The following is a 22456-nucleotide window of genomic DNA, read 5'->3' as shown; positions in this document are numbered from 1 at the left end:
CGGGCCTGGCACCGGATTCGGTCCATGGCCTGCCAACATGCGAAAAAGGAGACTGCTGTGCGTTACCGACTGGAAGATATTGAAGCCTTCGTCGCTGTCGTGGAAACCGGCAGCATCAGCGCGGCGGCCGTGAGGCTGGATGTCGCGAAGTCCGTCATCAGCAAACGGGTGACCAACCTGGAGAGCTGCCTCGGTGTGGCGCTCCTTCAACGCTCAACCAGGCATGCCCTCCCGACCATCAGCGGCATGCAGTTCTTCGAGCGCAGCAAGGCCATCATGCAAGACCTCGATGAAGCCGCGCAATCGGTCAGCGGGGCGCACCGTGGCTTGCAGGGCACGGTGAGGCTCGCCTTGCCGATGAGTTTCGGCCACCGCCACGTCTTGCCGGCCTTGATGCCTTTTTTTCGAGCAAGCAAGGACCTGATCGTGCATATGGACCTGGACGACCGGCATGTCGATCTGGTGCAAGGCGGTTACGACATGGCCATTCGCATTGGCGTGCTGGCGGATTCGAACCTCATCGCGCGCAGGCTCGCCCGCAGCAAGCGGGTCTTGTGTTGCAGCCCCGGCTACCTGGCCACGAGAGAACGGCCCACCACGCTTGCGGAACTGGCGGCGCATGACCGCATCGGTTATGGCCTGGTGTCCTCCAGCCATGTCTGGCAATTCCACAAGACAGACGAAACCTCTGACGAATACGGCGACGGCATTGTGGCCACCAACATCCACGCGCGGGTGGTGACGAACAACGGCGAAGCCATGGTCCAGGCGGCCCTGGCCGGCCTGGGCATTACCGTTCTGCCGACGTTTCTCATCAATGGCCTGTTGCGCTCGGGCGCGCTGGTGGAACTGGCGCTGGACGGTCTGGTGCCCACCAGCGACAGCGTTTACGCGGTGTACACCCAATCGCGCAACCTGCCCTCCAAAGTGCGGACCATCATCGACCTGCTGGCACAGGCCTGGGCCGGCGAGATAGCACCCTGGGACCGGCCAGCAGCCCCGGGGCCTGCCCTTGCGGCATCGGTGCCTGAGGCCGCGTGAGGGTTCAGCCCTTGTCGTAGGAAAACTGGATGCCCGCCGTGCCGCCGGTTTCGATGAAGAGGCTGATGAAGGCCGGCACGGTTTCCGTGCGTGCCCAGTCGCGTTGCAGTTCGCAGAACAGTTGAACCACGCTGATCATCTTGCCGCCAGCCTGCTCGATGCGGCGCAGTGCGGCTTCATGTGCGGCGACCGAGGTACCGCCCACCGCATCGGCCACGACGTAGACCTCGTAGCCCTCATCCATCGCGTCGAGCGCGGGAAAGGTCAGGCAGGCCTCGGTCCACAGCGCCGTCATGATCAGTTTCTTGCGTCCCGTGGCCTTCACGGCCGCGCGAAACTCCACGTCTTCCCACGAGTTGATGGTGGTGCGGTCATAGGTGGGCACGCCTTCGAGCGCCTTCCTCAGTTGCGGAATCGGCGGCTTGTTGAGGCCTGACTTGACATTGACGGTGGAATGCACGATGGGCAGGCCATAGGCCATGGCGGCCTTGGATGCGCCGACGATGTTGTTGACCAACAGCTGCCTGTCCATGGAGGCGATCGAGTTCACCTGGACAGGCTGGTAGTCGATGATCACAAAGGCCGCGTTTTTGGGGGTGAGCAATTTGTCCTTGGCGGGGTCTCGGATGGGTTCACTGGCCATGATGTTCTCCTGACATTAGTTGAGATGTGCTGAAGCGCAGCACCGCTGTTGCCCGCAGGCAGGTTTCCGGTGGATGTGTGTCGCCACCGGACCGAACGCGATACGCCGGCGCATGTCCTGCCCATCAGGCAATGCGATTGAGCGTGTAGACATATTCATATTTCTCCACGGCGCTCGCACCGCCATCTTTTTCAAAGTGGCGGATGTGCTCGGTTTGTGTGTGATGCCTGTGCTGCGCCTCGGCACTCGCCCAGTGCTCCAGGAAGATGAAGCGCCGCGGATCGGCCTGATCCGCAAACAACTCGTAACGCAGGCAGCCTTCATCCTGGCGCGACGGCGCGACCACCGCAATCAGGCTGGCACGCAATTCGTCCTCGCGCCCGTCCTTGGCGTACAGGGAAACACCAATGAAAAAATCACTCATGACGCCGTCCTTTCACAAAGAATCTACCGACACGAACCCTAGAGAAATGCGGTATTGAACAAGGTCGAAGGAGGCAGCTTAAGGACTGGGACTGGCGATGGCTAGGCAGCAAAACGCAAACGCCGTGTTCTCAATATGGAAACCCTTGCGCTTTGCGTGAAACCATGAGGTCTGGCGTCTCAGGTGTGACTGGCTGTATCTGCCGGACTGATTTACAGTCACAGGCATGAACGCCCTCACCTGCTTTTCTCTCACCACCACCAACCACATCGCGCACCTGGTGCTCAATCGCCCCGAGGCGATGAACACCATGCACCCAACCTTCTGGCGCGAGCTGGATGCGGTGCTCACGCAGATTCACCAGGCCGGTGAGGCGCGGGTGCTCGTGATCTCCAGCACCGGCAAACATTTCAGCGCCGGCATGGCGCTGGAGACTTTTGGCGGTGCCATCGCCATGGACGACCAGAGCCCCGAAGGCCGGGCCGCCATCTTCGACCTGCTGGGCGGCATGCAGGCGACGTTTACCAAACTCGAGAATCTGCGCATCCCGGTGATTGCCGCGATACAGGGCGGCTGCATAGGCGGCGCGGTCGACATGGTCACCGCCTGCTGCATCCGCTACGCCACGGCCGACGCTTTTTTCTGCATCCAGGAAATCAACATCGGCATGGTGGCCGACGTGGGCACCTTGCAACGCCTGCCCAAGCTGGTGCCGCTGGCCGTGGTCAAGGAGCTGGCCTACACCGGCCGCCGCCTCCCGGCACAAAAGGCGCTGGCTTACGGCCTGGTCAACGAGGTCTTCGACACGCCAGAAGCCATGCTGGCCGGCGCCTTGTATTGCGCGGCGGAAATTGCCAGCAAACCGCCGGTGGCGATCTGGGGCACCAAGCAGGCCATCCATTACACGCGTGACCATTCGGTGGACGACGCGCTCAAACAAATGGGCTGGCTGCAAGGCGCGATCTGGAGCAACCAGCATGTGCGCGAAGCCGTGACCGCAATGAAGGAAAAACGCGCGGGTGACTTCAGCGCGCTGGCGCCGCTTAAACATTTTAATGAAATCGGGCTATAGCCCTTATATATCGGACGTAATATGCTATTTATTCAATAGCATCTAGCGGCTTCTGCCACTGCCGGAAAGGGATAAAAATCGACTCGCTAATATCGCCCGACGGAAGTCCGCATTACAAATCAAAGCGCGCTTTGAAGAACCGGATGAGTCCCTGCAAGTCGTCGGTTAGTACTGCTGCAGGAAATTGTTTTGCATATGCCTGGAGTTTTTCTTTCAACACAAGAGCCTGTGTCGGCTCTGCCTCCAGAAAATCTATCCGAACCGAATAATCGTCCACTGCAACCATCGACAGCAATCTGCCTTCGGCGTCGTATCCCACATACTCCCCAGCCTCGACATCCACAGGCTCCAACGATCTCTGGGCAAGCTCTTTGGAAGTGAAGAACCTCAGATCTCCGTTCTCATCAATGATGATTGGGAATTTCACATCGACGTCCTGGGTGTCATGGGCATCATTTCAAAAGAATCACAGCTGCGCGGCCATGTCGAACTTCGTGGCGCCGATCGTCACTGCCGACGCTGGTCTGCTTACTGTCGCGCCATACGGATGTTGGGCGGTAGCGCCTGCGGATGGCTGGTTCGGAAGGGGTTGATGTCCAGCCCGCCGCGCCGCGTGTAACGCGCGTAGACCGACAGCTTCAGCGGCCGGCAACGTGTCCAGATGTCCATGAAGATGCGCTCGACACATTGCTCGTGAAACTCGTTGTGGTTGCGAAAACTCACGATGTATTGCAGCAGGCCTTCCTGATCAATGGGCGCACCTGAATAACTGATCTGCACGCTGCCCCAATCGGGCTGGCCGGTCACCAGGCAATTGCTTTTGAGCAGGTTGGACACCAGGGTTTCGCTGACCGACGGTTCTTCATGGTCGGCAAACAAGAGCTCAGGTGCCGGTGTGTAGTGCTGGCACTCGACATCCAGCCGGTCCAGGTTCAGGCCGTCCAGCTCGTGCACGGGTTCCTGGTCGAACTGCTCCGGCCCCAAGGTCTTGACACCCACACCGGCACCGACAGCCGCATTGAGGTCGGCGCGAATACGTTCACGCACCTCGCGCGCGTCCAGAAAGCGCGTGTTGTTAAAGCTGTTGAGGTAGAGCTTGAAGGACTTGCTTTCGACGATGTTGGGCGACTCGCAAGGCACGGTGATATGCGCCAGCGCCACCTGCGGTTTGCCGCGCTGGTTGAGCCAGCTCAACTCAAACGCGGTCCACATGTCGGCGCCGACAAACGGCAGGGTATCGCCCAGGCCCAGTTCTTCACGTTTGGACAAACGCGGGATGGGGAACAGCAGCGAGGCGTCGTACTGATCGATATAGGCCGAGCTTTTGCCCAGCTGGGATTTTTCGGGGGTGTTCATGAAATGCTCTTTGCAGAATTGAGGTGGGGAATCAGCGGCTCCAGCAAACGCTGGACCACACCGGCCGGCAAATCGTGGCCCATGCCGTCAATGCCTATCAATCGGGCGCCGGGAATGCGCCGCGCCGTGTCTTCGCCACAGGCAAACGGCACCAGCGGGTCGGCCTTGCCGTGGATCACCAGCGTGGGCAGGCGCAGGCTGGCCAGTTCGGCGGCACGCCGATTGTCGGCGACGATGGCGACCATCTGGCGCAAGGTGCCGGCCGGGTAAAAACTGCGCTGAGCCGCTTCGGTGATGCGTTCGCGCAGTTCAGCCTCGTCGGTCGGAAAACCCGGGCTGCCAATCGCCTTGAACAGCTTGACATAGTGGTCCAGCACCGACTGCGGGTCACTGCCGGCCGGCCGGCCCAGCAACACACGCATGACTTGCGGCTTGGCCTGCGGCAGGCCGCGTGCGCCGCTGGAGCTCATGATGCTGGTCAGGCTCAACATGCGTTCGGGTGCGGCCAGTGCCACGCGCTGCGCAATCATGCCGCCCATGCTGACACCCACCACATGCGCCTGGGCCACGCCCAGGGCATCCAGCACGGCCAACGCATCGGTGGCCATGTCGTGCAGCGAATACGGCGACTTCACGGGCAGGCCCAGCTTGTACTTGAGGCTTTCCCAGACCAGGTTGGGCTGGCCCAGGTGGTCAAATTTTTGCGACAGACCGATGTCGCGGTTGTCGAGACGGATCACGCGGTAGCCGGCGTCCACCAGGGCCTGCACCATGGCTGGCGGCCAAGCCACCAGTTGCATGCCCAGGCCCATGATCAGCAGCACCACCGGCCGGGCTGAGGTGTCGCCCGGATGGCTGTCTTCAATCTCGATGTCGATCTGGTTGGCTTTGATTTTCATAATGGATTATGGTCCGCGCACCCTGACGTGTGTCCCCCACCAGTTGGGGCCGCGGAACTGGCTCCGCCAGGCCGCAGGCGCCGCCCCCTAGAGGGGGGAACAGGCTACACGCAGTGAGCCTGGACGGGGGTGTTACACAAACTCTCGTTCCCGCAGCCATTTGGTGGCAATCCACTTTTCACCGGCCAGCACCGGCATGCCGCCGTGCAAGGTGTGGCTGCAGGGGTGCGCCTGGCTGTAGTTGAAAAACACCGCATGTCCGCGCCGCGGCACCACCTGCAGGCGTACCTCGGGAAACACGGTGGCGCCGCCTTGCGCCGGCTCCTGCAGGTACATGACCAGGGTGGCGACACGCTGGCCGCCGCGCGCCAGGATGGTGGCCGTGCCGGCTTCCGCCGGGTCGAAATAATCATAATGCGGCTTGTATTCGGTGCCCGGCCCGTAACGCAAGACTTGCAAACCTTCCCCATTTTCCACCGGCCAGTCCAGCAATTTGGCAATCCGCGCTTCGATACACGCGACCAGCGGGGTTTCACCCCGTGTGAAAAACATGCCGTCGCTGGTGCGGTCTTCGTGAATTTCTTCGCCACCGGTTTCCAGCGCCACCGTCTGTGAGCGCTCCAGGCGCGGCCTGGCCGCGGTGATCAGCGCCTGGCATTCGTCCTCGCTCAGCAAATTTTCCAGCACGAGCAGGTCGGGCGCACGCATGACGGTGCTCAGGTCCACCCAGCGGTCCCCCGCGTCCAGCCGCAAGCTGGATGCGGCCTGCACCGGCCAGGGCACGGGTATGGCAGTCGGCGGCAGGGAGGCGGTCAAGGCTTCGGTCGCCACCTGGTGGCTCCAGCCGGCCGCCAGCATGGCCTGCAGCACCTCCTCTGGCCCGTGGCCCTGGGCTGTCTGCGCGGCCATCCATTCGCGCAGGTCGCGCGTGATGATCTGGCTGACCTGAACGGGGGTGCTGGGCAAGGTCACGGTAGCTCCGATCACATGAAAAAAAGAAGGCGCTCAGTCCGCCTGCTGGCGCCTGAACACCAGCCGGTCCGGCGTGGAGACGGCCGGCGTAAAACCATAACCTTCGGCGTCAAAACTCTCCAGCTTTTTAACGCTGCGGATTTTGTTTTCAATCGCAAAACGCAACATCAGGCCCCGTGCGCGTTTGGCGTTGAAGCTGATGATTTTGTATTTTCCGCCTTTGAACTCTTCAAAGACACAACTCACCACACGCGGCTTCAAGGCCTTGCGGTCCACCGCCTTGAAATATTCTTCGCTGGCCAGGTTGACGATCACCGGGGAGGTATCCGCCAGCGCGCGTTCGTTGAGGTAGTCCGAGATCTGTGTGCCCCAGAAACGGTAGAGGTTGTTGCCCTGGGGTGTGGCCAGGCTGGTGCCCATCTCCAGCCGGTAAGGCTGCATCCAGTCCAGCGGGCGCAACACGCCGTACAAGCCGCTGAGGATGCCGACATGCGCCTGCGCCCAGACCAGCTGCTGTTCGCTCAGGGTTTTGGCGTCCAGCCCGCCATAGACATCGCCGTTGAAGGCCAGCACCGCCTGTTTGGAGTTTTTGGCGGTGAAACGCGGCGACCAGGCCTGGTAACGCGCCACGTTCAGGCCGGCCAGGGTGTCCGAGAGCTTCATCAGCGTGCTGATTTGCTGCGGTGACTGGGTCTTGAGAACCTCGATCAACTGCGCTGACTGGTGCGTGAAAAGGGGTTGGGTGTGGGCCGCAGTGTGGGAAGGCGTGTCGTAGTCCAGTGATTTGGCGGGCGAGAGAAGAAACAGCATGGGTCCTGGGGAATGGGTTGGCAAGCAATCCCCGACTTTACGACACCGGCCCTGGCCAGGCCGTCCGCGGGCCTTTGCGATCTCCCCTGTCAGCGCAAATCGCTGGCCAGCGACGCCAGCGTTTCGGCCGCAATCGTCACATGCGCCGGGTAGTGGGTATGGTCGCAGCCCAGCTTGACACTGGCACCTGCCTTGATAGCGGCGACCATGGCCGGGTCCAGCTCGAAACGCACAAAATGCACGGCTGAGGTTTTTTCGTCGTTTTCTCGATCCATGTCTTCGTCGGCAATCGCGTAGACCCGGGCGTGGCCCTCGACCTCGACAAACATGTGATCCTCGACACCAATCAGCCGAGCCAGTTCGCGCTTGCGCTCGTTGACATCGGGGTACGCCAGCATCAAGGTGCCCTTCCAGTTGCTGCCGTCGGGCAGCAGCGGCGCATAGGCTTCGATCTCCTGCTCTATGCCCTCTTCCTCGAAGATTTTTTCGATGCGCAACATTTCCTGGATCTGGTAACGGATGCTGGTTTCGCTCTCGAACTGCAGGTTGATGTGTTCACCCAGGCGCACGCTGCGCAGTTGGCGGTGCGCCATGATGGCGGGCTTGTGGTCCTTGCGGTACTTGCTGTAGGCCTCCAGGCTCATCAGGCTGTCGCGGGTGATTTTTCCGGTGTTTTGCATGGCAGGTCGTCCGTTCATTTCAGGCCGTAGGCTGTGCGTATCAAGGTCAGCGGATGTTGTTGCGGCGGTGTGCCCAGCTGGTTGACCTCAAAACCCTGGGCAATGTGGTGGCCGCCCAGCGGGCAGTCGCTGCTGATCACATCAGGCAGGCCGCCGTCCTTGTGGTTGGCCATGGCCTTGAACAGCGGCTTGCCGATTTTCATGGCCTGCTGGTGGTACGGCACTTTCACGCCAAAGGTACCGGCATGGCCAGAGCAGCGCTCGTGGGTTTGCACACTGGTGCCTGGCACCATCTTGAGCATTTCCTCGGTCTTCTTGCCGATGTTCTGCACCCGGCCGTGGCAGGGGATCTGGTAGCTGATCTTGCCCAGCGGTGTGCTGAATTCGGTCTTGAGCAGGCCGTCGCGTTTGCGCGCCATCAGGTATTCAAACGGGTCCCACATGTGTTCCTTGACCAGTTGCACGTCGGCGTCGCCCGGGTACATCAGCGGGAGTTCCTGCTTGAACATCAAGGTGCAACTGGGCACCGCACTCAGGATAGCAAAGCCGTCCTTGGCGTATTTGACCAGCACCGGGATGTTGGCTTCCTTGCTGCTGTTGACCGAGTCCAGGTCGCCCAACTCCAGCTTGGGCATGCCGCAGCATTTTTCCTTTTCAACCAGCACGTAGGGCACTTCGTTGTGGTCGAGTATCTTGAGCAGGTCGTGGCCTATGCCGGGTTCGTTGTAATTGACATAACAGGTCGAATAAATCGCGACCTTGCCTGGCGTCTTGACGCCGTCCTTCACCGCATGCGGTGGCGACGCCATCGCGCTGCTGCGAAACTTGTGTGTTGCCAGCTCGGGCAGCCAGGCGTTTTTATCCACGCCCATCACTTTTTCCATCACGGCGCGAGCCGGTTTGTTTTTTGTGACGGCGTTGGCCAGCTGCACCACGATGGGAATGCCGGCAAACTGGCCGTGTACATCGGTGGAAGCCAAAAACTTTTCTGCCGCACCGACCTCGCCTTTTTTGAACTTGATGGCCTTGGCGCGCAGCATGGTGTGTGGAAAGTCCACGTTGAACTCATGCGGCGGCACATAAGGGCACTTGGTCATGTAGCACAGATCGCACATATAACACTGGTTGACCACCTTCACGTAGTCCTTCTTGTCCACCCCATCCACCTCGCCGGTTTTGCTTTCGTCCACCAGGTCAAACAAGGTGGGAAAGGCACCGCACAGACTCACACAGCGCCGGCAACCATGGCAGATGTCGAAGATGCGCGCCATCTCATGGAGGGTCGCCGCCTCGTTGTAATAGTCCGGATTTTTCCAGTCAATCGCATGACGGGTAGGCGCAGCGAGGTTGCCTTCTGTAGCCATGATGTGATCCCTTGTTGTGGGTTTGGGAAAAAACTCCTCATCGAATCATTTCCCAAACCGCCACGCCCGGACGGCGTAGCGAGCGGGTGCAGGGCAAGGCGCGGGTGTCGGGTAACCGGAATGTGCTTGACGCACATGAGGATTACCCGATCAGGACCCGCAACGCCGCCATGCGCCCGCGCAGTAGCCGTCAATCAATCAACCAGTTCGGCCAAGGCTTTTGTATAACGATTGGCATGCGAACGCTCGGCCTTGGCCAGCGTTTCAAACCAGTCGGCGACTTCGTCGTGGCCTTCGTCACGTGCGGTCTTGGCCATGCCGGGGTACATGTCGGTGTACTCGTGGGTTTCACCGGCGATGGCCGATTTGAGGTTGTCGCGCGTCGCACCGAAGGGCATGCCGGTGGCGGGGTCACCACATTGCTCCAGCCATTCCAGGTGGCCGTGGGCATGGCCGGTTTCACCTTCTGCGGTCGAGCGGAACAGTGCGGACACATCGTTCTGGCCTTCAACGTCAGCCTTGTTCGCGAAATACAGATAACGACGGTTGGCCTGTGATTCGCCGGCAAATGCGGCCTTCAGGTTTTCTTCCGTTTTGGAGCCTTTGAGAGCAGCCATGGATATATCTCCTTCATGGGTGATGAGGTGAAAAATCGCGCCTTGCCTTGAGTGAAATCCTCGAGGGCGGATAAACCTTAGTCCGATTCGGGCGCTTCGTCTAATAACTTGCCTCAATCCATGGAAATGGAAAAAGCTATGGACTTGATGCAATTGATAATTATTCTCAATAAATCAATCTCACCCCTCTCGTCGCCCCGCTTGGCAGTCATTTTTAATTACGTTATAGTAAATGCGTTATGCATAGTTAAATCTCAAAGCTGTGCCAGAGCGAGCTCACCCAGAACCCGTCCCGCTGATTAATTTGGAGATTGCCCATGGTTGCCCTGATGAAAAATTCGACACCGTCTTCGCTGCCCGCGCCGGCGCCTGTCCAGCAACTGCACCATTACGCCTACCGCGCCAAAGATGCCGAGGAAACCCGGCATTTCTACGAAGACATCCTCGGGCTGCCGCTGTACCACATCATCCAGAGCGACTACGTGCCCAGCACCGGCGAGTACTGTCCCTACACGCACTTTTTCTTCCGCCTGCAGGACGGCTCTTTCATCGCATTTTTTGACCTGGGCAACGACGAAGCCGCCCTGCCCTCGCCGAACACGCCGCTGTGGGTCAACCACATCTCGTTTCGCGTCAACACCGTGGCCGACCTGGAAGCCATGAAAACCCGCCTGGAGGCCGATGGCATCGAGGTGTTGGGTGTGACCGACCACCACATCTTCAAAAGCATTTATTTCTTTGACCCCAACGGCGTGCGCCTGGAATTGACCGCCCAGCTGGCCGATGAATTCCAGATGCTGCAGGAAAGCAAAACCGCTCACGCGCGCCTGGCTGAATGGACGGCGCGCAAGCAGCAGTGGCGCCAGGACAAAGCCAACGGTCAGGTGGCCGAGGCGCTCAAACCGCAACAAAACGACAGGCCGGAAGTCACCGGCAGCGCGACCAACAAATCCTGAATTTCCTCCTGCCAGCCTGCCGCAGAGCGGGCATGCGGGATCGTTAGGCCCCACCCTCTTTGAGGAGACTCCATGCTTCGTTTGATGTGTTTCATCCGCCATGCCTTGCTGCTGGCCCTGGTGGCCACCGCCGCCCATGCCCAAACCCCGAACTTTCCGAACAAACCCGTCAAATGGGTGGTCGGTTATCCCGCGGGCGGAGGCACGGACTTCCTGGCGCGCAGCATTGCGGCGCAGATGTCCACCCAGATGGGCCAAGCCATCCTCATCGACAACCGGCCCGGCGCCGGCGCCATCATCGGCGCCGACATCACGGCCAAATCGCCCGCCGACGGTTACACCGTGTTCACCGCCGACAACGGCGTGTTGGTCTACAACCCGGCGCTGTACAAAAAGCTGCCTTATGACCCGATCAAGGACTTTGCGCCCATCGGCCTGATGGCCCGTGCGCCGCTGCTGATCGTGGCGGCGCCCAACGCGGGCATCAAGGATGCCAAGGAGCTGCTGGAGTATGTGAAGAAAAACCCCGGCAAGCTGAGTTACGCCACGCCCGGCAACGGCAGCCCGCACCACTTGGCCATGGAGCTATTCAAAGGCCGCTCGGGCTTGTCGGTGGTGCACGTGCCCTACCGCGGCGCGGCGCCCGCCGTGCAGGATGTGATGGGCGGCCAGGTGCCGCTGATGATGATAGACACCTCCAGCGGCATGCCCCACATCAAGGCCGGCAAGCTCGTGCCGCTGGCGATTCTTTCGGCCGCGCGTATTCCGCAACTGCCGGATGTGCCCACCCTGGCCGAACTCGGCTACAAGGACGTCGAAGCCTACGCCTGGCAAGGCCTGGTGGTGCCGGCCCACACGCCCAAAGACGTGCAGCTCAAGCTCAATGTCGAGATGCAGGCCGCGCTGAACAACCCGGCCGTGCGCAAAAAACTGTTTGACGCCGCCTGGGAACCGGTACCCAGCGACGCCGCAGCGATGGCCGCTTACACCGCCGCCGAAACCCGGGTCTGGCACAAGCTGATCAAGGACCAGGGCATTTCGCTGGAGTAAGCCCGCAGCCTGCGCCAGTAGCTATATTTTCAATCGCTGCTTGCGTATACCTCATAAGGGCTAGAGCCCGATTTCATTCATAAACCACAGGCCCCAAGCATGCTGAAAGGCGACATGCCCGAAAACTACACCGACACCGCGTTCACCAACGGTTATGAATTCACCCAGGGTTCGGGTTACACCCTGCCCGAATACCCGTTTGTGGAACCGCCCGAACTCCGCTCGGGAGAGGTCAAGCGTTACCCCATCGTCATCGTTGGCGGCGGCATCACCGGTCTGAGCCTGGCCTGCGCGCTGGCCCACTACGGCGTGCCGGCGCTGCTGCTGGACGAAGACAACACGGTGGGCGTCAAGGGCGCGTCGTCGCGCGGCATTTGTTATGCGCAAAAAACCCTGGAGATTTTCAAACGCCTGGGGCTGTACGAACGTATCGCCCGCAAGGGTGTGCAGTGGAGCGTGGGCCGTACCTTCGCCGGTGAAGACGAGGTTTATTCTTTTGACCTGCGCCAGCAGCAAACCCATTCGCTGAGTCTGGAGCCGCCTTTCATCAACATCCAGCAGTTCTACATCGAGGGTTTTCTGGTCGAGCAGATTTACCAGCTCGGCAAAACCAAACCCGGCATAGACATCCGCTGGAACAACCGCATCACGGCCTTTGAACAGAATGCCGATCACGCCACACTGTCCATCACCACACCCGCTGGCGACTACAGCCTGCAGGCCGACCATGTGATTGACTGCTCCGGCTCGCGCAGCCCCTTCCGGGCCTGGTGCAAAGCCTCGGTCACCGCCAAAAAAGGCGATGACCGCTGGTGTATTGCCGATGTGCGTTTCAAGGACCACCCGCCGGTCGAGCGTCACACCTGGGTCGAAGCGCCCTTCAACGAAAACCGCGCGGTCTGGCAACACCTGATGGCCGACGACGTCTGGCGCATCGACTACCAGATGGCGCCCAACTGCGACCCGGAGCAGGTCAGCCGCGAAGAGGTGGTGCGGGCCCGCCTGAATGCCCAGTTCAAGCGTGAACTGGGCGCCGACGAATGTGAAGTGGTCTGGGTCGGCCCGTATGCCTACCGCAGCGAATGCCTGGACGAGTTGCGCCACGGCCGGGTGTTTTTTGTCGGCGACTCGGCCCATGTGGTCAGCCCATTTGGTGCGCGCGGCGGCAACTCCGGCGTGCAGGACGCCGACAACCTGGCCTGGAAGCTGGCCGCCGTGCTGAAAGGCCGCGCCAGCCCGCAGCTGCTGGACAGCTACAGCCAGGAACGCCACGAGGCGGCCAAACAGAATGTGCAGGTCACCGACCGCACCGCCCGTTTTCTCCGGCCTGCCGACGGTGCCGAGCGCCTGTTCCGCAACGCGGCCCTGGGCCTGGCCCGGGAGCACCTGTTTGCGCGGCAACTGGTGAACACCGGCCGCATGTCGGCGCCCAATATCTATTCGCGCAGCACCGCCTGTGAAAAAACCGGCGGCAAAGCGACCCAAAACGTCGGTTTTGTCTGGGCCAACGGCCAGCCCGGGGAACTGATCGATTTGCTGCGCTGGGCCGACGGCCGTTTGCTGCTGCTGGTGTTCGGTCAGCTGGCGCCGGCGGCAGCCGCCCGGCTGCGGGTGCTGTCCGCACAAACCGATGTTTATGCTGTGCAGGTGCTGGCGCCAGGCGAACGTGCCCAGGCACGGGAACATGTGATGGACCGGCACGGCCATTTGCAAACCACTTGCCAGGTGTCCGGCCAGGGCTGGGCCTTGCTACGCCCCGACAGTTATGTCGCCGCCACCGGCAACAGTGTGGGAGCCTCGCTGGTCCACGCGATTGCCACGGCGCTAGGCGCCAACCTGAGCCTGAAAGGGGAAGCCGCATGAAAGCCACCCTGAACTTCCAGGACGCCGATGCTTTCTACGAATGCCTGCTGGACGCCCACCAGGGTTTGAGCCGGGAGCAGTCTGAATTGTTCAACGCCAGACTGATCCTGATCCTGGCCAACCAGCTCGGCGATAGCCGGGTGTTGCAAGCCTGTATTGCGGCGGCCAAGCCGTCTCAAGCCGCTTAAAAGGCCTTTCGCGGTGGTTTGAAGGCCTCTGGCCCCGCAAAGGCAGCCAGTCGAATAAAATCGGGGCACTGTATCCACCCCAGCGGCATCTCACCAGATGCCGTTTTTCATTGCACCCGATGACCGACTCTGCCAAGCCCACGCCCGCCACACCCGCCGCTGCCGAACCTTCGCCCGCCCGGGTCACCGTGCCCACGCCGGGGCTGGACAGCCTGGCCAAGTCTTTCGAGCCAGCGGCCATCGAGAGCCAATGGGGCCCGCAGTGGGAGCAAAGCGGCCTTTACGAGCCGACGCTGGACGCCGCCAAACCCTCGTTTTCCATCCAGTTGCCGCCACCCAATGTGACCGGCACCTTGCACATGGGTCACGCCTTCAACCAGACCATCATGGACTCGCTCACGCGTTACCACCGCATGAAGGGCGACAACACCTTGTGGGTGCCTGGCACCGACCATGCCGGTATCGCCACACAAATCGTGGTGGAGCGCAAGCTGCAGGGAGAAGGCAAAAGCCGCCACGACCTGGGTCGCAAAAACTTCGTCGCCAAGATCTGGGAGTGGAAAGAAGAGTCCGGCACCACCATCACGCGCCAGATGCGCCGCATGGGCGACTCGGTGGCCTGGAAACACGAATACTTCACCATGGACCCGAAAATGTCCAAGGTGGTCACATCGACCTTTGTGCAGCTGTATGAACAAGGCCTGATCTACCGCGGCAAACGCCTGGTCAACTGGGACCCTATCCTCAAGTCCGCCGTCTCCGACCTGGAAGTCGAAAGCGAAGAGGAAGACGGTTTCCTCTGGCACATCTCTTACCCGCTGGCCGATGGCAGCGGTTCTCTGACCGTGGCCACGACCCGGCCGGAAACCATGCTGGGCGACGTGGCTGTGATGGTGCACCCGGAAGACGAGCGTTACCAACACCTGATCGGCAAACTGGTGAAATTGCCGTTGTGTGACCGCGAGATCCCGGTGATTGCCGACGACTATGTGGACAAAGCCTTTGGCACCGGCGTGGTCAAGGTCACGCCCGCACACGACACCAACGATTACGCCGTGGGCCAGCGCCACAATCTGCCCATCATCGGCGTGTTGACACTGGACGCGGCCATCAACGACAACGCGCCCGAAAAATACCGTGGCCTGGACCGCTTCGATGCCCGCAAGTCGGTGGTGGCCGACCTGCAGGAGCAGGGCTTTCTGGTGGAAGTGAAGAAACACAAACTCATGGTGCCGCGTTGCGCGCGCACCGGCCAGGTGATTGAACCCATGCTGACCGATCAGTGGTTTGTCGCCATGACCAAGGTCAGCGACAAAGACCCAACTGGCAAATCGATTGCGCAAAAAGCCATTGACGCGGTAGACAGCGGCGCCGTCAAGTTTGTGCCCGAGCAGTGGGTCAACACCTACAACCAGTGGATGGGCAACATCCAGGACTGGTGTATCTCGCGCCAGCTCTGGTGGGGCCACCAGATTCCGGCCTGGTACGACGAAGACGGCAAGGTCTATGTCGCCGAAAACGAAGCCGCGGCGCAAGCCCAGGCGCGGGGCAAGCTACTCCGCCGCGACGAAGACGTGCTGGACACCTGGTACTCGTCGGCGCTGGTGCCCTTCTCTTCGCTGGGCTGGCCCGAAAAGACCAAGGAACTGGATCTCTTTTTGCCGTCCAGCGTGCTGGTCACGGGTTACGACATCATTTTCTTCTGGGTCGCCCGGATGATCATGATGACCACCCATTTCACCGGCCAGGTGCCTTTTCACCATGTCTACATCCACGGTTTGGTGAAGGACTCGCACGGCAAGAAAATGAGCAAGTCCGAGGGCAATGTGCTGGACCCGGTCGATCTGATCGACGGCATTGAACTCGCGCCGTTGCTGGACAAACGTTCGCAAGGCCTGCGCAAGCCGGAAACCGCGCCGCAGGTGCGCAAAAACACCGAGAAGGAATTCCCGGTCGGCATCCCGGCCTATGGCGCCGATGCGCTGCGTTTCACCTTTGCCTCGCTGGCCAGCCTGGGCCGCAGCATCAACTTCGACAGCAAGCGCTGCGAGGGTTACCGCAACTTCTGCAACAAACTCTGGAACGCCACCCGTTTCACCTTGATGAACTGCGAAGGCCAGGACTGCGGTCTGGCCGAACACAGCAAGGAACAATGCGCGCCCGGCGGCGAGTTCCACAACTATCTTGATTTCTCACAAGCCGATCGCTGGATTGCCTCCACCTTGCAACGTGTGGAAGCCGATGTCGCCAAAGGGTTTACCGATTACCGCCTGGACAACGTCGCGGGCAGCCTTTACCAGTTCATCTGGGACGAGTTCTGCGACTGGTACCTGGAGATCGCCAAGGTGCAGATCCAGACCGGCACAGAGGCGCAACAACGCGCCACCCGCCGCACCTTGATCCGCACGCTGGAGGCCATCCTGCGCCTGGCACACCCGGTGATTCCTTTCATCACCGAAGAACTCTGGCAAAAGGTTGCGCCGGTGGCTGGCCTGAAAAAAGGTGCCTTCATCGGCCAGGCCGCCTACCCGACCAGCCAGCCTGCAAAAATCGACGAACAAGCCGAAGCGCATGTCGCCAAGCTCAAGACCCTGGTCGATGCCTGTCGCAACCTGCGCGGTGAAATGAAGGTGTCGCCGGCCACACGGCTGCCGCTGTTTGTCGTCGGCGACCACGCCTTCATGACGCAGTCCGCGCCCGTCATCAAGGCGCTGGCCAAGCTCAGCGAAGTCAGGGTGTTTGAAAGCGAAACCGAATGGGCCAAGGCGGCCGAGGCTGCGCCTGTCGCCGTTGTGGGAGAAGCCAAAGTCTGCCTGCACATGGAAGTCGATGTCGCCGCTGAAAAAGTCCGCCTGGGCAAGGAAGTCACGCGCCTGGAAGGCGAACTGGTCAAGGTCAAGGCCAAACTCGCCAACGAAGCCTTTGTGAACAAGGTGCCGCCGGCCGTGCTGGAGCAGGAACGCAAACGCCTGGTGGAGTTCACGGCAACGCTTGAAAAAATCAGCGCGCAGCTGGCGCGCTTGAAATAACCAGACAGCAACCCACAAAAAAGCCCCGGTCAACGGGGCTTTTTTTGGCGCTGCGCGTAGGAGCCCCTTCAAGCAGGGGCCGCGGAAGCGGCTTCGCCGGGCCGCACAGGCGCAGCGGCCCCCTAGGGGGGCAGAGAGCCACATTCATCTGATCATGAACTCCGGCTCACCCCATTGCGAAGGCGACACCGCGCCTGGCAGTTCCATATCCATGGGGGCGCTGGACATGAACTCCGCACCACGCTGCCCGGCCATGATGGCTTCATGCATGCGATGCGCCACATACCAGCTTGAACGCAGACGCGCTTCACGCGTGTGTGAACCCAGGCGGGGCGTGATGAACAGGTTTTTCAAACCGTGGACAGGCGCATCTGCATTCGTGAAGTTGTCCTCGGCACCGTCCAGGATGCACGCCTCGATACGGCCGTCACTCAGGGCGGCCGCCAACGCGGCCTCATCAAACAAGGCGCTGCGGCTGATGCCCACCCACAACTGCCCACGTTTGCAGGCAGCCAGCAGCTTGTCATTCACAAAACCGCGAAAACGCGTGGCATACAACATCTGCACCGACACCGCATCTGACTGGCTGACCAGTTCGGTCAGAGTCACCGGCTGGATGCGCAAACGCTCCCAGATAGGCGCGGTATGGTGGACCGCCGGGTCATAACCGATCAGGCGTACACCCAGGCCTGTGAGCATGCCGGCCAGCGTGTGAGCCGTCGGCGCCAGGCCCAGAATGCCGATGGTGCTGCCGTGCAACTCGCGGCCCATCTGCGCCGTCGGGTGGCGCTTGCCCATCAAGGCCGACACCACACCGCGCCGGTACAACAACAACAAACTGCTCAGCAGGTATTCGGCGTTGGAGCGCACATTGGCGCTGCTGGCATGGATCACCTTGATGCCGCGCTCCCTGCAGGCTTCCAGGTCGGTGTTGTCGGTGCCCACATGCAGGCGGCCGACTGCTTTGAGCTTGGGCAGGAAATCAAGGAACTCGCGGGTCACCACGCTTTGGCGGGGAAACACAATGCCGCGGGTCTTGTACGCGGCCTTGCGCAAGTCCACCAGATCGTCCGCCAGTTCGGGCCTGTAGGCCACGCTGTGCCGCGATTCGAGCCAGGCCATGGCCTCCGGAACCAATGCGTCAAGAAGTAAGATGTCCACTCAAAGCCCCTATTGCCTGGCCGCGAGTGGCCTTGTTTGTTATTCTTGCTGCCTGCCTGACTTGTGTCAGCAACGCAACACTCTAGTCTTATTCAAATTCCATGTCGATGAAAAAAGTCACAGCTTTAAAGAAGGCCGTTTTCCCGGTCGCCGGCCTGGGCACACGTTTTTTACCCGCCACCAAGGCCCAGCCCAAGGAAATGCTGCCCGTGGTGGACAAGCCGCTGATCCAGTACGCCGTCGAAGAAGCCTACGCAGCCGGCATACGCCACATGATTTTTGTCACCGGCCGCAACAAGCGGGCCATTGAAGACCATTTCGATACCGCGTACGAACTGGAGACCGAGCTGGAAGCCGCCGGCAAACAGCAACTGCTGGCCCTGGTGCGCTCCATGCAGCCCGATGACATGGATTTTTCCTATGTTCGCCAGCCGCGCTCGCTGGGTCTGGGCCATGCGGTCCTGTGTGCCGAACACCTGGTGGGCCACGAACCCTTTGCCGTGTTGCTGGCCGACGACCTGATGGTCGGCATGCCACCGGTGCTCGCCCAGATGGCGGCGCAGTTTGAGGAATTGCAGCAATCGCTGCTGGCGGTACAGGAAGTGCCGCTGGAACATACCCGCCGCTACGGCATCGTCGCGGGTGACGCCGTCAACGAGCGGCTGATGAAAGTCAGCAAAATGATCGAAAAACCTGCGCCAGATGTTGCGCCATCACGCATGGGTGTGGCCGGCCGCTACATTCTCACGCCCGCCGTGTTCCGGCACATCCGCAACCAGCCGCGCGGCGTAGGCGGGGAAATCCAGCTGACCGACGGCATTGCCGGTTTGATGAGCGAGGAAAGTGTTTATGCCTTCCAGTACGCAGGCAAACGTTACGACTGCGGCAGCAAGGAAGGTTTTCTGGAAGCCACGGTGGAACTGGCGCTGCAGCATCCCGACGTCGGCGAACATTTCCGCAATTACCTGAAAAATCTCAAGATTCCCTGAAAGCGCATCTCCTGGAGCGACTGGGCGGGAGCGCGGGGTCACAATGCTCCAGCAGGGGCCGCGGAACCGGCTTTGCCGGGCCGCAGGCGCAGCGGCACCCTCGGGGGGCAGCGCATTACACGCAGTGAAAAGCGTGGGGGCTACTCAGCGGCGTTTGAGCACGTGAATGAAGTCGGCGCCTTCGGTTTGCTGCTCCACCAGCTCGTTGCCGGTCTGTTTGGCAAAGGCCATGAAGTCGCGCGTGGAGCCGGAGTCGGTCGACACCACCCGCAACAGTTGGCCGCTGCTCATTTCGGCCAGCGCTTTTTTGGCTTTCAGGATAGGCAGCGGGCAGTTCAGGCCGCGGGTGTCGAGTTCTTTGTCGATATGCATCATGTGTCCTTGGATTGCCGCCATTTTAAGCATTCCGAAAGACCGCACCGGATGCGCGCTCAACGCCCGGCAGTTCAGGCGAAACATAGTCGCTATAAAAATAATAGCTGCTTGCGCTTACCCCTTCTGGGCTGGGTGCCAATTTGGCTTGTAAAAACAAGAAATCCCGGTCCTGCAGCAGCAGGCCGGGATGTTCAGGGCTGGTATGAGGAATAAGCGGCTTGCGCCGCAGCGCTTATTTCATGCCGAATTTTGCCTTGGCATCGTTCAGGCAGCCGTCTTTGGCACCGCCCGCCAGTGAATCACAACGCGCCTTGGCAACTTCGTAGTTGGCGTCGCGCTTGTCGACAGCCGCATCTTTTTGGACGCCAGCCATGTCTGCGGCCTTGTCCTTGTTCGCGTCCGCACTGACTTTGCTGACCTTGGCGTCGGCCTTCGCGGTGGTGCGTGCCGCCTGGGCTTCTTTCACGCAGACGTTCTTGGCGTTGCCGGCCAGGTCGTCACATTTTTCCTTGGCCACGTCATACGCTGCATCGGCTTTGGCATCGCGTACTTTTTTATCATGGCTGGGGTTGGGTTTGTACTGGGCCTCCAGTTCGGCCTTGGCGACTTTTTCAGTGCCCTTGGCCTCCGCCTGGCAGATGTCTTTGGCGTTGGCACTCAAGGAGGCGCACTTGTCGCGGCTGACCTTGTATTCCATTTCAATGCGGTCTTTCTGGGACTTGTACTCTTCTTTGGACATGGCCATGGCGTTGCCGGCAAACGTGCAGGACACCGCCAGCGTGAGCATGATTAACTTCAATTTCATAATGTTTCCTCTTCAGTCGTGATGGCTTGAACGCGAGAAGCACTTCGACACACCTTTTCAGGCGTGTGTGGCTCTCAGTAACGTTCAAAAAAGTTGGTGGGGTTGCCTTCATGAAACGAGACCACCTGTTTCTCAGCCTCGTCTTTGGCAATGCCGTACCGCTCTTGAATGCGGCCCAGCAACTGCTCGCGCTTGCCGTCGATGACGTCCAGGTCGTCGTCCGTGAGCTTGCCCCACTGTTCCTTGACCTTGCCTTTGAACTGCAGCCAGTTCCCTTGAAATCGATCCTTGTTCATGCTGAACTCCTGAGCTAAGTTTGCATCGCATACCGGATGTTTGCGATAGAGAACTTCACCTTACGTGGGAGGCCGCGTCACCCGGGTAGGTTGAGGCAAAGGATGGGCGTAGGTGGGTGCCTACAGTCGGACAAACCCCATCAGCAGTAGAGAAAATCGCGTTGGTTTATTTCGCGCGCAGCGTGCGGCCCAACAGCAGTACCGGCAACAAGCCGACCAGCACCAGCGCCAGCGCCGGCAGTGCGGCTTCGCCCAGGCGCTCATCACGAGCCAACTGGTAAGTCACCACGGCCAAGGTGTCGCTGTTGAAAGGACGCAGCACCAAGGTGGCCGGCAACTCTTTCATCACATCCACAAACACCAGCAGTGCAGCCACACCCACCGAGCGTTTGAGCAAAGGCCAATGCACACGCGCCAACAAGGCAACACCGGTGCTGCCCAACATGCGTGCACTGTCGTCAAAGCTGGCGGGAATACGCGAGTAGCCGCTTTGCACCGACTGCAGCGCCACCGCGGTGAAACGGACCAGGTAGGCCCAGACCACCCCCAACACCGTGCCTGTGATCCAGTAACCTGCCGCGGTTTGCGGCGCCACCGCCTGCAACCAACCCACCGGCAACAAAAGGCCCACCACGATCACCGCGCCAGGAACGGCATACCCCAGGCTGGCCACTTGCACAGCGGCGCGTGTCATCAGGTGAGGCTGGCGCCGCAGCGCGAAGGCCAGGCCCAGGGCCACGGCGGTGGCCAGGGCGGCGCTCAAACCCGCGAGCCACAAGCTGGTGATGGACCAACGCACAAATTGTGTCCAGGGCAACTCGCCCCAGCCGGCCACCAGGGGCCGCAACATGAACAACACAGGCAACACAAAACCCAGCGCAATCGGCAGAGCACACACCGCCCATGCCATGCCGGCGCGCAGGCCACGTAAAGGTGTGGGCGCCGCATCGGCAGCCCCGGCACGGCCACCCCGGCTGGTGGAAAACCGCATGCGTTTTTGCGCGTGGTGTTCAATCTTCAACAACACCGCCACCACCAGAAGCAACACCGTGGCGAGCTGGGCGGCGGCCAGGCGGTTGTCCATGGACAACCAGGCTTTGTAAATACCGGCCGTGAAGGTCTGGATGCCGAAGTAACTGGACACACCAAAGTCGGCCAGGGTTTCCATCAGTGCCAGCGCCACGCCGGCAGCCACCGCCGGCCTGGCCAAGGGCAAGGCGACTTCACGGATGCGGCGCGACAAGGGCGCACCCAGCAGACGGGCAGCTTCCATCAAATGCACGGCCCGCTCGGACAAGGCGGTGCGCGCCAGCAAATACACATAGGGATACAGCGAAACCGTGAACACCAGCACCGCACCGCCCAGACTGCGCACCTCGGGCAGCAGGCGGCCCTGCAGGCCAAAGCTCGCACGCAACCAGCTTTGCAAGGGCCCGGCGTATTGCAAAAAATCGGTGTACGCATAGGCCACCACATAGGCCGGCATGGCCAGCGGCAACAACAGCGCCCAGGCGAAAAACCGCCGCCCCGGAAATTCAAACAAACTCACCGCACTGGCGGTGGCCATGCCAAGCACAGCCACCCCCAGAGCTACCGACAGACATAACAACAGCGAGGTGAAAGCGTATTCGGGCAACACCGTTTGCAGCATTTGCTGCAAGATGGGCAGGGCCTGGGGATCGACTTCAAACCAGGACAGGAACACCGCCAGCACCGGCAAGGTGAGCACGGCCATCAACAAAAACAGCAGCACGGACGGGATGAAACGACGAAGCATGAAGTCCAAAAAGAAAGCGGCGATCGCCGGACATACCTGATACCCGCACCTGGCCACGGATTTGGGGCCGGGCAAATGCAAACAAGAAT

General features: G+C 60.7%; 23 protein-coding genes. 8 read left to right on the top strand and 15 right to left on the bottom strand.

Translation table 11 applies throughout. The features are described 5' to 3' along the window. The first annotated feature begins 57 nt into the window (after positions 1–57). Entirely contained in the window at positions 58–1041 is a 984-nt protein-coding gene (locus ACHMXK_RS05520; protein ID WP_397438389.1) for a LysR family transcriptional regulator, read from the top strand. Positions 1042–1045: 4 nt separating this feature from the next. On the opposite strand, the gene ACHMXK_RS05515 is transcribed toward ACHMXK_RS05520, so the two are convergent. Next, positions 1046–1684: a hydrolase gene (locus ACHMXK_RS05515; RefSeq protein WP_397438388.1), complete on the bottom strand. Its 639-nt coding sequence runs from the start codon at positions 1682–1684 to the stop codon at positions 1046–1048. 124 nt (positions 1685–1808) lie between these two features. Continuing rightward, positions 1809–2108 carry a putative quinol monooxygenase gene (locus ACHMXK_RS05510; RefSeq protein WP_397438385.1) on the bottom strand — a complete coding sequence of 100 codons (300 nt, stop codon included), beginning with the start codon at positions 2106–2108 and terminating at the stop codon, positions 1809–1811. A 226-nt stretch (positions 2109–2334) separates the two neighbouring features. Here ACHMXK_RS05510 and ACHMXK_RS05505 point away from each other — a divergent pair, with 226 nt between their 5' ends. Next, the gene (locus ACHMXK_RS05505; protein ID WP_397438383.1) at positions 2335–3180 is read left to right on the top strand and encodes an enoyl-CoA hydratase-related protein; all 846 of its coding nucleotides are present in this window, start codon (positions 2335–2337) and stop codon (positions 3178–3180) included. Between the two features lie 112 nt (positions 3181–3292). Here ACHMXK_RS05505 and ACHMXK_RS05500 read toward each other — a convergent pair whose 3' ends face one another. The 8 genes from ACHMXK_RS05500 to ACHMXK_RS05465 form a co-directional block, all read right to left on the bottom strand. Continuing rightward, on the bottom strand, positions 3293–3607 hold the full coding sequence (locus ACHMXK_RS05500) for a hypothetical protein (RefSeq protein ID WP_397438381.1): 315 nt from the start codon (positions 3605–3607) through the stop codon (positions 3293–3295). A 101-nt stretch (positions 3608–3708) separates the two neighbouring features. Next, on the bottom strand, positions 3709–4536 hold the full coding sequence (queF, locus tag ACHMXK_RS05495) for an NADPH-dependent 7-cyano-7-deazaguanine reductase QueF (RefSeq protein WP_397438379.1): 828 nt from the start codon (positions 4534–4536) through the stop codon (positions 3709–3711). Continuing rightward, positions 4533–5435, bottom strand: coding sequence for an alpha/beta fold hydrolase (locus tag ACHMXK_RS05490; RefSeq protein ID WP_397438377.1), 903 nt, complete (start codon positions 5433–5435; stop codon positions 4533–4535). The genes queF and ACHMXK_RS05490 overlap by 4 nt, the downstream gene beginning before the upstream one ends. A gap of 132 nt (positions 5436–5567) precedes the next feature. Continuing rightward, positions 5568–6401: a 2OG-Fe(II) oxygenase gene (locus tag ACHMXK_RS05485; protein WP_397442447.1), complete on the bottom strand. Its 834-nt coding sequence runs from the start codon at positions 6399–6401 to the stop codon at positions 5568–5570. 39 nt (positions 6402–6440) lie between these two features. After that, complete coding sequence (yaaA, locus tag ACHMXK_RS05480) at positions 6441–7217, bottom strand: peroxide stress protein YaaA (RefSeq protein WP_397438376.1); 777 nt, start codon at positions 7215–7217, stop codon at positions 6441–6443. A gap of 89 nt (positions 7218–7306) precedes the next feature. Then, a complete protein-coding gene (locus ACHMXK_RS05475) occupies positions 7307–7897 on the bottom strand; it encodes a DUF3501 family protein (protein ID WP_397442446.1) in 591 nt (196 codons plus the stop codon). A gap of 14 nt (positions 7898–7911) precedes the next feature. After that, positions 7912–9261, bottom strand: coding sequence for a heterodisulfide reductase-related iron-sulfur binding cluster (locus ACHMXK_RS05470; RefSeq protein ID WP_397438374.1), 1350 nt, complete (start codon positions 9259–9261; stop codon positions 7912–7914). A gap of 194 nt (positions 9262–9455) precedes the next feature. Continuing rightward, on the bottom strand, positions 9456–9878 hold the full coding sequence (locus tag ACHMXK_RS05465; protein ID WP_318407612.1) for a rubrerythrin family protein: 423 nt from the start codon (positions 9876–9878) through the stop codon (positions 9456–9458). 317 nt (positions 9879–10195) lie between these two features. Between ACHMXK_RS05465 and ACHMXK_RS05460 the strand changes: the two genes are divergently transcribed. The 5 genes from ACHMXK_RS05460 to ACHMXK_RS05440 all read left to right on the top strand — a co-directional run bounded on the left by ACHMXK_RS05460 (position 10196) and on the right by ACHMXK_RS05440 (position 16964). Continuing rightward, positions 10196–10834: a VOC family protein gene (locus ACHMXK_RS05460; RefSeq protein ID WP_397438372.1), complete on the top strand. Its 639-nt coding sequence runs from the start codon at positions 10196–10198 to the stop codon at positions 10832–10834. 72 nt (positions 10835–10906) lie between these two features. Next, positions 10907–11884: a Bug family tripartite tricarboxylate transporter substrate binding protein gene (locus ACHMXK_RS05455; RefSeq protein ID WP_397438370.1), complete on the top strand. Its 978-nt coding sequence runs from the start codon at positions 10907–10909 to the stop codon at positions 11882–11884. 99 nt (positions 11885–11983) lie between these two features. Continuing rightward, entirely contained in the window at positions 11984–13747 is a 1764-nt protein-coding gene (locus tag ACHMXK_RS05450) for an FAD-dependent monooxygenase (protein ID WP_397438368.1), read from the top strand. Then, positions 13744–13935: a DUF2783 domain-containing protein gene (locus ACHMXK_RS05445; protein ID WP_397438366.1), complete on the top strand. Its 192-nt coding sequence runs from the start codon at positions 13744–13746 to the stop codon at positions 13933–13935. The genes ACHMXK_RS05450 and ACHMXK_RS05445 overlap by 4 nt, the downstream gene beginning before the upstream one ends. 119 nt (positions 13936–14054) lie before the next feature. Then, the gene (locus ACHMXK_RS05440; protein ID WP_397438364.1) at positions 14055–16964 is read left to right on the top strand and encodes a valine--tRNA ligase; all 2910 of its coding nucleotides are present in this window, start codon (positions 14055–14057) and stop codon (positions 16962–16964) included. Between the two features lie 144 nt (positions 16965–17108). Here the strand turns inward: ACHMXK_RS05440 and ACHMXK_RS05435 are convergent, their stop codons facing one another. After that, complete coding sequence (locus tag ACHMXK_RS05435) at positions 17109–18125, bottom strand: NAD(P)-dependent oxidoreductase (protein WP_397438362.1); 1017 nt, start codon at positions 18123–18125, stop codon at positions 17109–17111. A 107-nt stretch (positions 18126–18232) separates the two neighbouring features. Between ACHMXK_RS05435 and galU the strand changes: the two genes are divergently transcribed. Then, positions 18233–19114, top strand: a complete 882-nt coding sequence (galU, locus tag ACHMXK_RS05430) for a UTP--glucose-1-phosphate uridylyltransferase GalU (protein ID WP_397438360.1) — start codon at positions 18233–18235, stop codon at positions 19112–19114. A gap of 144 nt (positions 19115–19258) precedes the next feature. Here the strand turns inward: galU and ACHMXK_RS05425 are convergent, their stop codons facing one another. The 4 genes from ACHMXK_RS05425 to ACHMXK_RS05410 all read right to left on the bottom strand — a co-directional run bounded on the left by ACHMXK_RS05425 (position 19259) and on the right by ACHMXK_RS05410 (position 22367). Further along, on the bottom strand, positions 19259–19486 hold the full coding sequence (locus ACHMXK_RS05425; RefSeq protein WP_318407600.1) for a sulfurtransferase TusA family protein: 228 nt from the start codon (positions 19484–19486) through the stop codon (positions 19259–19261). Positions 19487–19721: 235 nt separating this feature from the next. Next, complete coding sequence (locus ACHMXK_RS05420; RefSeq protein ID WP_397438358.1) at positions 19722–20294, bottom strand: hypothetical protein; 573 nt, start codon at positions 20292–20294, stop codon at positions 19722–19724. A gap of 74 nt (positions 20295–20368) precedes the next feature. Further along, a complete protein-coding gene (locus tag ACHMXK_RS05415; protein WP_397438356.1) occupies positions 20369–20590 on the bottom strand; it encodes a CsbD family protein in 222 nt (73 codons plus the stop codon). Positions 20591–20756: 166 nt separating this feature from the next. After that, complete coding sequence (locus ACHMXK_RS05410; RefSeq protein ID WP_397438354.1) at positions 20757–22367, bottom strand: ABC transporter permease; 1611 nt, start codon at positions 22365–22367, stop codon at positions 20757–20759. Between the last annotated feature and the right edge of the window lie 89 nt (positions 22368–22456).

The organism is Polaromonas sp. UC242_47 (assembly GCF_044452385.1).
Lineage (GTDB): Bacteria > Pseudomonadota > Gammaproteobacteria > Burkholderiales > Burkholderiaceae_C > Polaromonas.
This window is presented reverse-complemented; position numbering and strand designations above follow the sequence as displayed.